Below are 12,387 nucleotides of genomic sequence, written 5' to 3'. Positions count from 1 at the left end.
AAGACTTTTTCTTCGATCCGGAATTGGTGCACGATTTGACTTTAAGTCGCCGCCAGCAGGCATCTTTGGGCGGCAGGGGTGCGGGTGTCAGGTGACCGCGTCGATCTGCTCGTCGGAGAGGTTGCCGGGCACGATGGTGACCGGAACACGCATCCGGGCGGCGCCCTTGCCAGTCATATAGGTGACCAGCGGTCCGGGGCTTTCACCCTGGGTGTTCGCACCGAGCACCAGCACGGAAATGCTCGGCTCCTCATCGATCAGATTGAGCAGTTCATCACGGGTCGAGCCTTCGCGGACATAGATGATCGGGATCTGTCCGGAGATATCGACCACCTGCTTGGAGAGTTCGCCGAGAAGTGCTTCCGCATCCTCCCGGGCTTCCTCGCGCATCAGCTCGCCAACGCCCATCCAATGCTGGAATTCCTGCGGTTCAATAGCACGGAACAGGGCCACATGGCCGCCACTGTGGCGTGCTCTGCGGCAGGCAAAACGCAGGGCGATCTGCATCTCTTCGCTGTCGTCGACAACGACGAGGAAAACCCGGGGCTTCGATCCGTCCGTCAATTGACTCATACGCGTGCTGTCCGTTCTGCCGACACTGGGTTCAGACTTTACGGAAAACTGCGGCGGCAAGCCAGCCCGCGGCGACGGCGATCAGGATTGCGACCAGTCCGTAGATTGCGGAGCGCTCGTGCGCGAAAGTATAAACCTCTGCGCCGACGCCGACTTTTTCGACCAGCAACGGTGTTGTCTGGGCGTGGACGACACGGCCCCCGCGGATCAGGTAGACGACTGCAGTGTAGGTTCCGGTTGCCAGATTGGCCGGGAAATGGACCTGGGTGCGAAACAGTTTGCCCGCAATGATCGTGACCCGCCCGGGCTCGCTCGCATAGAGGCCCTGTGCCTGTTTCCGCCGCACCAGGGCCGTGCGGAAAGTGTTTTCGTCCTCGGGCAGCAGTTTTTTGCCACCCGCGGCCGCGCGCAGCCGCAGATGGCTGGCACCGATCTGCTGGCGTTCCAGGACTTCGAGCGGTGCGATTTCTTCCAGTGGCCGGCTGGCTGCGACAGCGTAGAAGTTCGGAGCGCTGTTGAACTGCATGCTGCGGGTGTTCATCCAGATACCGGCGACCCGCTCCTTGCGTCGTACCGTGACCGATTCGCGCGGGCCCGAGACCGTGACGACAATATCGCCATCGTCGTCGACCGAGCCGAAAAGCAGGAGGTCGGCGCCCGTAAAACCCGTGGTGATATCGACCCGGTGGCTGGAAAGGTCGGCGATCAGATCCTGCGCATTGGCCTTGCCGGCGGCTTCACAATTCAATGCGAGGGCGGCAAGCAGCAGCATGCTTAACTTTGTGAGCCTGTTCATGCGCCTAGCCACCCTGGGACACCACGATGGAATAGAGGTCGTCCGGTGTTACCACCAGATCGAATGCGAGCTTCAGGCAGACGGCAACAACCATCAGCGCAAGCAACCCGCGGAGCTGTTCACCTTTCAATTTGACGGCGAACTGGCTGCCGAACTGGGCCCCGACAACTGCGCCTACCAGCAGCAGGATGGCGAGCACGACATCGACGGTCTGCGTTGAGATGGCCTGCAGAAAGGTCACGTTGGCGGTTACGAAAATGATCTGCAGCAGCGATGTGCCAACGACCATGGAGGTGCGCATGCCGAGCATATAGATCATTGCCGGCACCATGATAAAGCCGCCGCCGACGCCCATGATGGCGGAAAGGATACCGACAAAACAGCCGATCCCGAGCGGTAGCAGGGCGCTGATATAGAGCTTGGATTTGCGGAAGCGGATCTTGAACGGCAGGCCGTGCATCCAGGTGTGCTGATGCAGTTTCCGGCGGCGCCCGCCGCTCTGCCGGACCTGCAGGATGGTGCGGACGCTTTCCAGCAGCATCAGGCCGCCGATCACGCCGAGAAAGACCACGTAGCAGAGCTTAATCACCAGATCGATCTGGCCGAGACTCTCCAGAAACTTGAACAGCAGGACGCCCAGGGTCGAGCCGACGATACCGCCGGCCAGAAGGACGAACCCCATGGTGAAATCGAGATTGCCGCGTCGCCAGTGCGCGATGACTCCGGAGATCGAACTGGCGACAATTTGATTGGCGCCGGTGCTGACCGCCACCGGCGCCGGAACGCCGATGAAAATCAGAATGGGAGTCATGAGGAACCCGCCGCCGACACCAAAAAGGCCGGAGAGGAAGCCGACGGCGCCGCCCATAGCCAGAATGGTGAGGACGTTTACCGACATCTCTGCGATGGGCAGGTAGATGTACATGGGCCCCGCGGGGACGGTCAGGGATAAACCAGATACCGGATGACAGCAGACACAACCACCCGAACGATTCCATCTTTAATAACAGAAAAGTATGCAGTGAGGCCATGACTAGTTTGTAGTGGTTCTAATGATTTAGCGGGACGATGTTTCGGCTGTTGTTTCGTCGCCACTTTCAGTTTCCAGAGCGGCGCCGATCTCGGCCTTCACGGCGACAAAACCGGGTTCGGTTCTGATGCGGGGGGCACGCGGGCGCGGGAGATCTATGTCGATCTCCTTGAGAATGCGCCCCGGCCGGTTGCTCATCACGAGCACCCGGTCGGAAAGGAACACGGCTTCCTCGATATCGTGCGTTACCAGCAGAGCCGAGATGCCGCGTTCCGCCAGAAGTCCGGCCAGCCAGACCTGCATTTTTGCCCGGGTTTGCTGGTCAAGTGCGCCGAACGGCTCGTCCAGCAGCAACAGATCCGGTCCGCCTGCAAGCGTGCGTGCCAATGCTGCCCGTTGCTGCATGCCGCCGGAGAGGGCCGATGGATAGAAGGTTTCGAATCCCTCCAGACCGACGGCGCTTATCAGCTCCGCGGTCACATCGAACGCCTGGGCGCGGGAGAGGGACCGGAAACGGGCTCCGAACGCGATATTCCGTTCCACCGTGAGCCAGGGGAAAAGAGCGGGTTGCTGGAAAACCATGCCGCGCCCGGGACTCGGGCCGGTCACTAATTCGCCATCGAACGTAATATGCCCGTCGCGCAACGTTATCAGGCCGGCCACCAGGCGCAGCAGGGTCGACTTCCCGCATCCCGACGGTCCGACAATTGTCAGGAATTCGCCATCCGACAGAGAGAAACTGGCTGGTCCGACCGCATGTAAGGCGTCCGCTGCTGCCTTTGCGACAAACTGGTGCCGGACGTTTTCCAGTCTAAGTTTCGTCACAATGCTCGATCCGTCCTTTTGGATTGGTACTCTGCCAGAGAATGCTTTATTCGAAATCGACCGTTAACCGGTTGACGGAAAATAATGTCTCCGGTGTATGTTTTCGCACAGACCACGTTCCAAATATCGAATGGAGTGCGTATCATTGGTTGAACGTTCGGCGTTCTTGCCGGAGGAGTCCTGAGCCATGTTAAACGCGATCCTGCAGGCCATCGGCCTTTCCTCGAAAGATGAAAGACGTCAGTTCGAGCGCTATCCTGTCACCTCGCCGATTGAGGTGACGGTGGACGGTATGGCGCATAATTGCATCATTGATAACGTTTCGGTCGGCGGTCTTCGGCTCGAGCCGCCGGTGGATGCGGTGCCCGGAACCGATTTGACGATCAAGCATCCGGCTTCAGGGCTCAATCTGAACGGCCAGCTGATCGGCAACGATACCGGAGGTTCGCGCGTCAGCTTCAATTCGTCGGAGGCGGGCGCGGTAGTGTCTGTCTGGCTTCGGATGATGCACGAGCAGCAGAGCGGCGAGCCGCACGCGGAGTGACCCGATTACGATGCCGCGAATGAGCCGTCTTTGCGGCGCACGCCTAGTCCGCGGAGAGAGTTGAGACGATCCTGTCGGCAACCCTGTCCGGGGCAATATCCGCCATCCGGTCGGTGCCATAGCTGACGTCTCCGAACGGCACGATGGCGTCGATTCTGGTGTCTTCCATCATCGGTGGGGAACCGCCGAACAGACCGACAGAACGGATTCCAGTCGCTGCGGCCAGATTAAGGGCTCCGGTGTCATTCCCAACCGCGATGTCCGTGACCGACATGATGGCGGCGGTTTCCAGAATCGGCTGTGTGACCATGGGCACCATCCAGGCTGGCCTCCCAAAGCGGGTGTGCAGTCTGTCCGCAAGATCGGATTCGCCCGGCCCGCCGATCAGAAAAATGCTGCCGCCGGTTTCCCGGTGCAGGCGGTCGGCAAGGGCTCCGAAATTCTCGACGCCCCACTGTTTGAAGGGCTCACTGGCTCCGATGATGAAGCTGATCCAGGGGCGGGGCAGATCGGCAAATCGACGCAAGTTCTCCTCGCGCATGAACTCCGGGACGGGAAGATCGGGCATCGATTCCAGCTTCGGGACGGAGTGGTTCAGCAGAAGCTGGTTCGCTTTTTCGATCGCGGTGAATTTCCGAGCCAGGCGAGAGAGGCTGTGTTGCGATGTCAGAAACGCGTCCTGCCAGCCGATGCCATACCCGATCCGCTCACCAATGCCGGCACGCCAGGTCGCCAGCCCGTATCGGGGGGACGAGTGCAGGATCCAGACAGTGTCGAAACCGTAGGGCTTGAGTGCCGCACCGAGGCGAAAGCCTCCGAAAGGCCCGCGATCCCGGCGGTCATCAAGCCAAAGTACGTCCCGGACGCACTCCATATGCTCGAACAGGGAATCCGCGAGAGAGCGTTTCTTTGTCAGCAGGGTGACCGTTTTTTCCTTGGTTTGCGCGGCGATGCTTTTCAGATGCGGCAAAAGCCAGATCGCATCGCCGATGCCGGGCAGGGGCTGGATGACGAGCGTGCCACCGATATGGCGTGGGTTAGCTCCGGCGGTTTCAGCTTCCACGTCTCACGGCTCCCGAAGTGGCTGCGCTTGCGGTCAGGTCCCGGCTACACCACAATGCGCCTCGTTGTCACAAGCTTTTCCGATATTTGAATGATCCGTCTTTATCAGACCATGGCGGGCGCGCGCCACGGCGGCGCCGAAGTGTTTTTCGAACGGCTGGCCTCCGCCATGGCGAAGCCTGAGCGTAGCATGGCTGTGGCGCAGCGCGTGGCGATCCGCCGGGATAGTCGCCGTGCCGAGATTTTGCGGGCAGGCGGTGTCGATTTCACAGAACTGAGCTTTGGTGGCGCGCTCGACTTTCTGACGCCCTGGCAATTGCGAAAGGACATTCGGGCTTTCGCGCCTGATGTCGTGCTCGCCTGGATGAACCGGGCTGCGTCGAAAACCCCGCCGGGAGACTATGTCCGCGCCGGCCGGATCGGTGGTTATTACGACATCAAGTATTATCGCGGTTTCGATCAGCTGATCTGTAATGCACCGGGGCTGATCGACCATATAATCGGCCAGGGCTGGCCGTCCGAGCGGGCGCATTACCTGCCGAATTTCGTCGATGCTAAGCCGGGGGCGGTTCTTGACCGTGGCGTCTTCGGGACGCCAAAGGACGCACCGTTGTTGCTGGCGCTCGGCCGGTTGCACCGGAACAAGGCGTTTGACGTTCTGATCCGCGCCCTCGCGAATGTGCCCGATGCATATCTCTGGATCGCCGGAACGGGGCCGGAAGAGGAGGCGCTGAAGGCGCTGGCGGCGGAGACCGGTGTCGGGTCGCGCGTTGTCTTTCTTGGCTGGTGGGACGATACGGCGGACCTTCTGGAGACGGCAGACATTCTGGTCTGTTCCAGCAGAGTTGAGGGGCTGGGCAATGTCGTCATCGAAGCCTGGGCACGGGGGCGCCCTGTGGTCGCGGCCCGGAGCGAGGGGCCGGTGCACCTGATCCGCCATGGCGAGACTGGTCTGCTGGCCGATCTTGAAGATGCGGAAGGATTGGCGGCTCAATTGAGAACAGCGATTGCCGACAAAGCGCTGGCCACGTCGATGGTTGCTGCCGGACGGGCCGAATATGAAGCGAAATTCAGCGAGGACACCGTGGTCCGTCAGTATCTGGAACTGCTCGCGTCTTTCCGGCGATAGCACGGGCCGCTTCAGGTAAATTTGCGGAACAGTTTCGTCCGGTCGAACAATTGTTCGAGTGTTTTCATCCGGTCCCGGGTTTCTTCCCAGCGCTCTGTCTCCACCGCTGCGATCAGGGCTTCCAGTATGAACATGATAACGACGGAGCTGTCCCAGGCGGATGGCGCCTCGATCCGGGCGCGGAAACCGTGGCTGGCATGTCTTGCCGCGGGCGAGCCCCACTGATCCGTAAACAGGACGAGCTGGGCCCCCTGTTCGGTTGCCATCTCGGCGAGCCGGTGTGTGTCGTGTTCATAGCGCCGGATATCGAACGCAACCAGCACGTCGCCTTCCGTCATGTTCAGGACATAGTGCGGCCAGGTGTTCGAATTCGGCGGGATCAGCGTCACCCGGTCGCGAATGACCTGCATATGCGTGAAGAGGTAGTCCGCCATGGAGCGGCTGATACGGCCGCCGACGACATAGATATTGCGGGATGGATCGGAAAGCAGATCGACCACCGCATCGAAATCCTCCAGATCCAGTTGCTGTAGCGTCTGGCGCAGGTTGTCCGTTACCGCCTCGGCGAAGCGGTTCAGGATGTGGGTGTCCGGTGCGTTCGCAGCCCAGCTGTCATGCTTGGCGATCGGGCTGGAGAGTGTTGCTTCCAGCTCTGTCCGGAGTGCTGTTTGCAATTCCGGGAAGCCGCCATATCCCAGCTTCCGGGCCATCCGGGCCACGGTGGGCGCCGATACCTCCGCCGTTTCGGCCAGCGCTGTGATCGTGCCGAGACCGGAGACCGGATAGTTCTCCAGCATCACATTGCTCAGTTTGCGCTCCGCATGCGTCAGCGTTTCAAACAGGCGGCTGATGCGTTCCGCGACGGTTCCTGATGAGGTTTCCGACACTTGATCCTCCCGGTCGGCACTTGAGCGCCATTCTTTGCTCTGAAAATAATGCTACATTCTGAAAATCAGAGAAGAAGAATTTTCAGAAATAATCTTGACTGGCTGGTCAAAGCTGAAAAAGATGCCTGCAAGAGGCAGGGAGAATACGAGTGGCGACGACGGCTCAGCCAATGTCCGGTGCATCCGCTTGGGGTAATCCGGTGCGGGTAACCAATGAGAACGGGCGTGGGCCCGCCATCATTGTCTGCGAGCACGCCACGAATTTTATCCCGCCTGAATTGAACGATCTCGGCCTCGAAGCGGATGTTTGCGAAAGCCATGTGGCCTGGGATCCGGGTGCTCTGGCGGTAGCGAGCGTAATCGCGACGACACTGGATTGCCCGTTAGTAGCCGCCTCCATTTCGCGACTGGTCTATGACTGCAATCGGCCGCCGAGCGCGGAAAGTGCAATGCCGGCCGTCAGTGAGATCTTCCCGATCCCAGGCAATCAGGACCTTTCGGATGAAGCGCGGTGGGAACGGGTGGAGCGGATCTACAACCCTTTCCATGCTGCGGTCAGCTCCGTCATAGAGCGGCGGCTTGCGGCCGGTGCTGCGCCGGTAATCGTCACCATTCATTCCTTTACGCCGACCTATCACGGTGCCCGGCGCCCGTTCGAGATCGGCATCCTGCATGACGAGGATGCCAGGCTTGCTGAAGCCATGCTCGAAAGGGCCGAGGCTTTCGGAGGTCTGGATGTGCGGCGGAACGAGCCTTACGGTCCGGTGGATGGGGTAACGCACACATTGCAGAGGCATGCGCTGCCGCGCGGCCTGCTCAATGTGATGATCGAAATCCGCAACGATGTGATCCGCGGGCCGTCTGAGCAGACGGCGATGGCGCAGGTTTTTTCGGACGTGATCGGGGATGCGATTGGCCGCTGCACCGGGTCTGCCGGAATTGCAGGCGGGGATCCAGTCCTTCACAAGACGCAAGAGGTCGGGGATGCCTAAAGCGATACGGCTCTATGTCAGGTATGTGGAGAAGGTGAACCGGGCCATTGGCCGGTGCGCGATGTATCTGATCTTCGCGATGCTGGGCGTGCTGCTCTATTCGTCCTTCTCAAAAACCGTATTCCTGCCCGCGCACTGGACCCTTGAGACTGCCCAGTTCCTGATGGTGGCCTATTATCTGCTCGGCGGCAGCTATTCCATGCAGCTTGGCGATCATGTGCGGATGGATCTGCTTTACTCGACCTGGAAGCCGCGCACCCGGTCTCTGGTCGACTCGATTACGGTTCTTTTCCTGATCTTCTATCTCTGCCTGTTGCTCTATGGCGGCTATTCCTCGACCTCCTACGCAATCCAGTATGGCGAGCAGAGCTACTCGGCCTGGGCGCCCTATATGGCGCCGGTGAAAATCGTCATGACCTTCGGCGTTTTCATGATGCTGTTGCAGGCACTGGCGACACTCTTCAAGGACATTGCCGCCGCACGCGGGGAGGAGCTCTGATGAGCTATGAGCTGATCGCCCTCCTGATGTTCTCCTCGATGATGCTGCTGCTCCTGACGGGGCAGCGGGTCTTCGGGGCTATCGGTTTCGTCGCCTCTGCCGCAGCGCTTTTGATGTGGGGCGATGGCGGTTCGGAATTGGCCTTCAGTGCGGCCATGAAGCTGATGAAATGGTACCCGCTGCTGACCCTGCCGCTGTTCGTCTATATGGGCTACATGCTGTCGGAGTCGCGGATTGCCGACGATCTCTACCGGATGTTCCATGTCTGGATGGGGCCACTGAACGGTGGCCTCGCCATAGGCACAATCCTGCTGATGGTTGCGGTCTCCGCCATGAACGGTCTGTCGGTCGCCGGCATGGCCATCGGCGCCAGCATCGCGCTGCCGGAGTTGCTCCGGCGCGGTTATGACAAGATCATGGTGACTGGGGTGATCCAGGCGGGCAGTTCGCTCGGCATTCTGGTGCCGCCAAGTGTTGTGCTCGTGCTCTATGGCATGATCGCCCGTCAGCCGGTCAGCCAGCTCTGGCTCGCCGGTGCGCTCCCGGGGCTGATGATGGCGGGTATGTTCATCGCCTATATCGTCATCCGCTGCTGGTTTCAGCCGAACCTCGGCCCGTCCCTCAGCAAGGAAGAGCGCGAAGAGATCAGCTGGGCGGAGAAATTCCGGCTGTTGCAGGCCGGCATCCTGCCGCTGTTCATCTTCTTCTCCATGACCGGCCTGTTCCTGATGGGAGTCACGTCTCTGGTCGAGAGCGCCGCCGTCGGCGCCACCGCCGCGACCGTGGCTGCTTTGGTAAAGCGCCGCCTGACCGCACATGTCATGGAAGAGACCCTGCGCAAGACGCTGGGCATCAGCTGCATGTTCATGTGGATTATCCTGGCCGCGCTCTGTTTCGGGTCGGTGTTCGACGGTTTGGGCGCGGTGAAAGCCATCGAAGGTTTCTTTATCGGCAAGCTCGGCCTCAGCCCTTGGGAAGTCCTGATCCTGATGCAGCTCTCTTTCATCCTGATGGGCATGTTTCTGGACGACACCGCAATGCTGGTCATCGTCGCGCCGCTCTATGTGCCGCTGGTGAAGCTGCTGGGCTTCGATCTGGTCTGGTATGGCGTGCTCTACACGATCACCTGCCAGATCGCCTACATGACGCCGCCTTTTGGCTACAATCTCTTCCTGATGCGCGCCATGGCGCCGCCGGAGGTAACGCTGTCGGACATCTACCGGTCCATCGGCCCCTTCGTGCTGGTCATGACATTGGCGCTCATTCTGGTCATGATCTTCCCTGAGATCGCGCTTTGGTTGCCAAAGACCTTCTATGGTCGTTAGCAGCCAGGCCGTGATGCAAAAGAAATAAAACGGGGAAGGAAGGCGCGATGCGCCGCAACAGGGAGATGCGACGGTTGTTTTCAGCCGCCGCATCGGGGCAACGGGTTCAAATGAACCCCATCAAAGAGGGAAATTGGTGAGATGAAGAACAGACGCGATTTTCTGAAGACGGCTGCCGTCGCGACGGCGGGGGCCGGCGCAACGACACTGAGTGCGCCTTACGTTCAGGCCGCCACCAACAAGACCATCAAGTGGCGCCTGCAGACCTATGCGGGCCCGGCCCTTGCCGAGCACGTGATCAAGCCGTCCATCGACGCCTTCAACAAAGTCGCCAACGGTGAGATGGAAATCGAGCTCTACTTCGCCGACCAGCTGGTCCCGACAGGCGAGCTTTTCCGTGCCATGCAGCGCGGCACCATCGACGCGGTGCAGAGCGATGACGATTCCATCGCGGCTCCGGTCGATATCTCGGTGTTCGGCGGTTATTTCCCGTTCGCCACCCGCTACAGCCTCGACGTGCCTGTGCTGTTCGAGCAGTACGGCCTGAAGGAGATCTGGGAAGAAGCCTATGGCGAGGTCGACGGCGTGACCTGGCTCAGTGCCGGTGCCTGGGACCCGTGCCATTTCAACACGGTCGACCCGATCAACAAGCTGGACGACCTGAAGGGCAAGCGGATCTTCACCTTCCCGACCGCAGGCAAGTTCCTGTCCCGCTTCGGCGTGGTGCCGGTCACCCTGCCGTGGGAAGACATCGAGGTCGCAGTGCAGACCGGCGAGCTGGACGGTATCGCCTGGTCAGGCATCACCGAGGATTACACCGTCGGCTGGGCGGATGTGACCAACTACTTCCTGACCAACAACATTTCCGGCGCCTGGTGCGGTTCCTATTTCGCCAATTCCGAACGCTGGGACGAGCTGCCGGAGCATCTGAAGACGCTGTTCCGTCTTTGCATGGACAGCTCGCACTATTACCGCCAGCACTGGTATTGGGGCGGTGAAGCCAAGCTGCGTGTCCATGGCACCAAGCTGAAGCTCACCTCCATCGACGATGCCGAGTGGAAGACCGTCGAGAACGAGGCCGAGAAGTTCTGGGAGGAAATTGCCGACCGGACGCCGCGGACGAAGAAGGTGGTCGAGATCTTCAAGCAATATGCGGCGGATATGAAAAAGGCCGGCAAGCCGTACCGGTATAGCTAAGACCTGACTCCCTTTTCGGGAGTTACGAATACCGGCCGCCTGATGCCCTGGAAAGGGAAGACGGCGGCCGGATCTCGTCCCGGGCCTTCGGGCCTGGACGCTGACAGATGACACTCACCGGGATCATCCCCGAACACAGGAATGATGGGTATCGGCATGGCAGGCAAACTCACCCTTGAGGAACTGCGCGCGGCGGTCGCGAGCGGCGAAATCGACACCGTACTCGCGGCACAGATCGACATGCAGGGCCGGCTTATGGGCAAGCGCTTCCATGCCGAGTTCTTCTGCGAAAGTGCTTACAAGGAAACCCACAGCTGCAACTATCTCCAGGCGACTGACATGGAGATGAATACGGTCGAGGGTTTCAAATCGACCAGCTGGGAAGCGGGCTACGGCGATTACACGATGAAGCCGGACCTCTCCACGCTGCGCCGCATTCCCTGGCTGGAAGGCACGGCGCTGGTGCTCTGCGACATGCTCGACCATCACACGCACGAGGAAGTTCCGCATTCGCCGCGCGCGATCTTGAAGAAGCAGGTCGCCCGGCTGGAAGCGATGGGTATGAAGGCCTTCATGGCCACCGAGCTGGAATTCTTTCTGTTCAAACAGAGCTTCGAGGAAGCGCACGCCCAAGGCTATCGCAACCTCGATGTCATCAGCCCTTATAACGAGGATTACCACATCTTCCAGACAACCAAGGAAGAGGGGGTGATGCGGGCCATCCGCAACGGTCTTCACGGCGCCGACATCCCGGTGGAGAATTCCAAGGGTGAGGCCGACGCCGGCCAGGAAGAGATCAATGTCCGCTATGCCGAGGCGCTGACCATGGCGGACCGGCATGTGCTGATCAAAAACGGCTGCAAGGAAATCGCCTGGGCCAAGGGCCACGCGATCAGCTTCCTTGCGAAATGGCACTACGACTATGCGGGCAATTCCTCGCACGTGCACCAGTCTCTCTGGTCGCTCGACGGCACGCCGCTGTTCTTCGACCCGGATGCCAAATACGGCATGTCGGAGCTGATGCAGAACTATGTCGCAGGTCTGCTGGCGCATGCCGAGGAGATGACTTATTTCCTCGCGCCCTACATCAATTCCTACAAGCGCTTCGTGGCGGGCACCTTCGCGCCAACCAAATCCGTCTGGTCCATGGATAACCGCACGGCCGGTTTCCGGGTTTGCGGCGACGGCACCAAGGCGGTGCGCGTCGAGTGCCGGATCGGTGGTTCCGACCTCAATCCCTATCTTGCCATGGCTGCGCTGCTCGCGGCGGGCATTGACGGGATCGAGAAGAAGATGGCACTGGAGCCCGAATTCAAGGGTGACGCTTATGGCGGCACGAACGTCCCAGAGGTCCCCGCGACGCTGCGTGCCGCAACCGACGCGCTCGAAGGATCGAAAATGCTGCGGTCGGCCTTCGGCGACGAAGTGATCGACCATTATCTCCATGCCGCCCGCTGGGAGCAGGTGGAATATGACCGCCGCGTCACTGACTGGGAAGTCAATCGCGGGTTTGAAAGGGCCTGACACT

General features: G+C 60.3%; 13 protein-coding genes. 7 read left to right on the top strand and 6 right to left on the bottom strand.

The window, feature by feature from the left end; all coding sequences use genetic code 11:
- Positions 1-87: 87 nt before the first annotated feature.
- The 4 genes from IG629_RS07690 to IG629_RS07675 form a co-directional block, all read right to left on the bottom strand.
- Positions 88-573, bottom strand: a complete 486-nt coding sequence (locus IG629_RS07690; RefSeq protein ID WP_028465564.1) for a universal stress protein — start codon at positions 571-573, stop codon at positions 88-90.
- Between the two features lie 31 nt (positions 574-604).
- Entirely contained in the window at positions 605-1,369 is a 765-nt protein-coding gene (locus IG629_RS07685; protein WP_193171385.1) for a TIGR02186 family protein, read from the bottom strand.
- Between the two features lie 4 nt (positions 1,370-1,373).
- Positions 1,374-2,294, bottom strand: coding sequence for a sulfite exporter TauE/SafE family protein (locus tag IG629_RS07680; protein ID WP_028465562.1), 921 nt, complete (start codon positions 2,292-2,294; stop codon positions 1,374-1,376).
- Positions 2,295-2,426: 132 nt separating this feature from the next.
- The gene (locus IG629_RS07675; RefSeq protein ID WP_193171384.1) at positions 2,427-3,224 is read right to left on the bottom strand and encodes an ABC transporter ATP-binding protein; all 798 of its coding nucleotides are present in this window, start codon (positions 3,222-3,224) and stop codon (positions 2,427-2,429) included.
- 187 nt (positions 3,225-3,411) lie between these two features.
- Here IG629_RS07675 and IG629_RS07670 point away from each other — a divergent pair, with 187 nt between their 5' ends.
- Positions 3,412-3,768, top strand: coding sequence for a PilZ domain-containing protein (locus tag IG629_RS07670; protein WP_193171383.1), 357 nt, complete (start codon positions 3,412-3,414; stop codon positions 3,766-3,768).
- A 43-nt stretch (positions 3,769-3,811) separates the two neighbouring features.
- Here the strand turns inward: IG629_RS07670 and IG629_RS07665 are convergent, their stop codons facing one another.
- Positions 3,812-4,831 carry a glycosyltransferase family 9 protein gene (locus IG629_RS07665; RefSeq protein ID WP_193171382.1) on the bottom strand — a complete coding sequence of 340 codons (1,020 nt, stop codon included), beginning with the start codon at positions 4,829-4,831 and terminating at the stop codon, positions 3,812-3,814.
- A gap of 90 nt (positions 4,832-4,921) precedes the next feature.
- Here IG629_RS07665 and IG629_RS07660 point away from each other — a divergent pair, with 90 nt between their 5' ends.
- Positions 4,922-5,959: a glycosyltransferase gene (locus IG629_RS07660; RefSeq protein WP_193171381.1), complete on the top strand. Its 1,038-nt coding sequence runs from the start codon at positions 4,922-4,924 to the stop codon at positions 5,957-5,959.
- An 11-nt stretch (positions 5,960-5,970) separates the two neighbouring features.
- Here the strand turns inward: IG629_RS07660 and IG629_RS07655 are convergent, their stop codons facing one another.
- A complete protein-coding gene (locus tag IG629_RS07655) occupies positions 5,971-6,846 on the bottom strand; it encodes a MurR/RpiR family transcriptional regulator (protein ID WP_319025036.1) in 876 nt (291 codons plus the stop codon).
- Between the two features lie 149 nt (positions 6,847-6,995).
- On the opposite strand from IG629_RS07655, the gene IG629_RS07650 reads away from it, so the two are divergent.
- The 5 genes from IG629_RS07650 to IG629_RS07630 all read left to right on the top strand — a co-directional run bounded on the left by IG629_RS07650 (position 6,996) and on the right by IG629_RS07630 (position 12,383).
- Complete coding sequence (locus tag IG629_RS07650; RefSeq protein ID WP_205620595.1) at positions 6,996-7,838, top strand: N-formylglutamate amidohydrolase; 843 nt, start codon at positions 6,996-6,998, stop codon at positions 7,836-7,838.
- Positions 7,831-8,337 carry a TRAP transporter small permease subunit gene (locus tag IG629_RS07645; RefSeq protein WP_028465558.1) on the top strand — a complete coding sequence of 169 codons (507 nt, stop codon included), beginning with the start codon at positions 7,831-7,833 and terminating at the stop codon, positions 8,335-8,337. The genes IG629_RS07650 and IG629_RS07645 overlap by 8 nt, the downstream gene beginning before the upstream one ends.
- Complete coding sequence (locus IG629_RS07640; RefSeq protein WP_193171380.1) at positions 8,337-9,662, top strand: TRAP transporter large permease; 1,326 nt, start codon at positions 8,337-8,339, stop codon at positions 9,660-9,662. Before IG629_RS07645 ends, IG629_RS07640 begins: the two co-directional genes overlap by 1 nt.
- A gap of 141 nt (positions 9,663-9,803) precedes the next feature.
- Positions 9,804-10,859, top strand: a complete 1,056-nt coding sequence (locus IG629_RS07635; protein ID WP_028465556.1) for a TRAP transporter substrate-binding protein — start codon at positions 9,804-9,806, stop codon at positions 10,857-10,859.
- 156 nt (positions 10,860-11,015) lie between these two features.
- Complete coding sequence (locus IG629_RS07630) at positions 11,016-12,383, top strand: glutamine synthetase family protein (RefSeq protein ID WP_193171379.1); 1,368 nt, start codon at positions 11,016-11,018, stop codon at positions 12,381-12,383.
- The last annotated feature ends 4 nt before the right edge of the window (positions 12,384-12,387 follow it).

This window comes from Nisaea nitritireducens, from assembly GCF_014904795.1.
GTDB lineage: Bacteria > Pseudomonadota > Alphaproteobacteria > Thalassobaculales > Thalassobaculaceae > Nisaea > Nisaea nitritireducens.
This window is presented reverse-complemented; position numbering and strand designations above follow the sequence as displayed.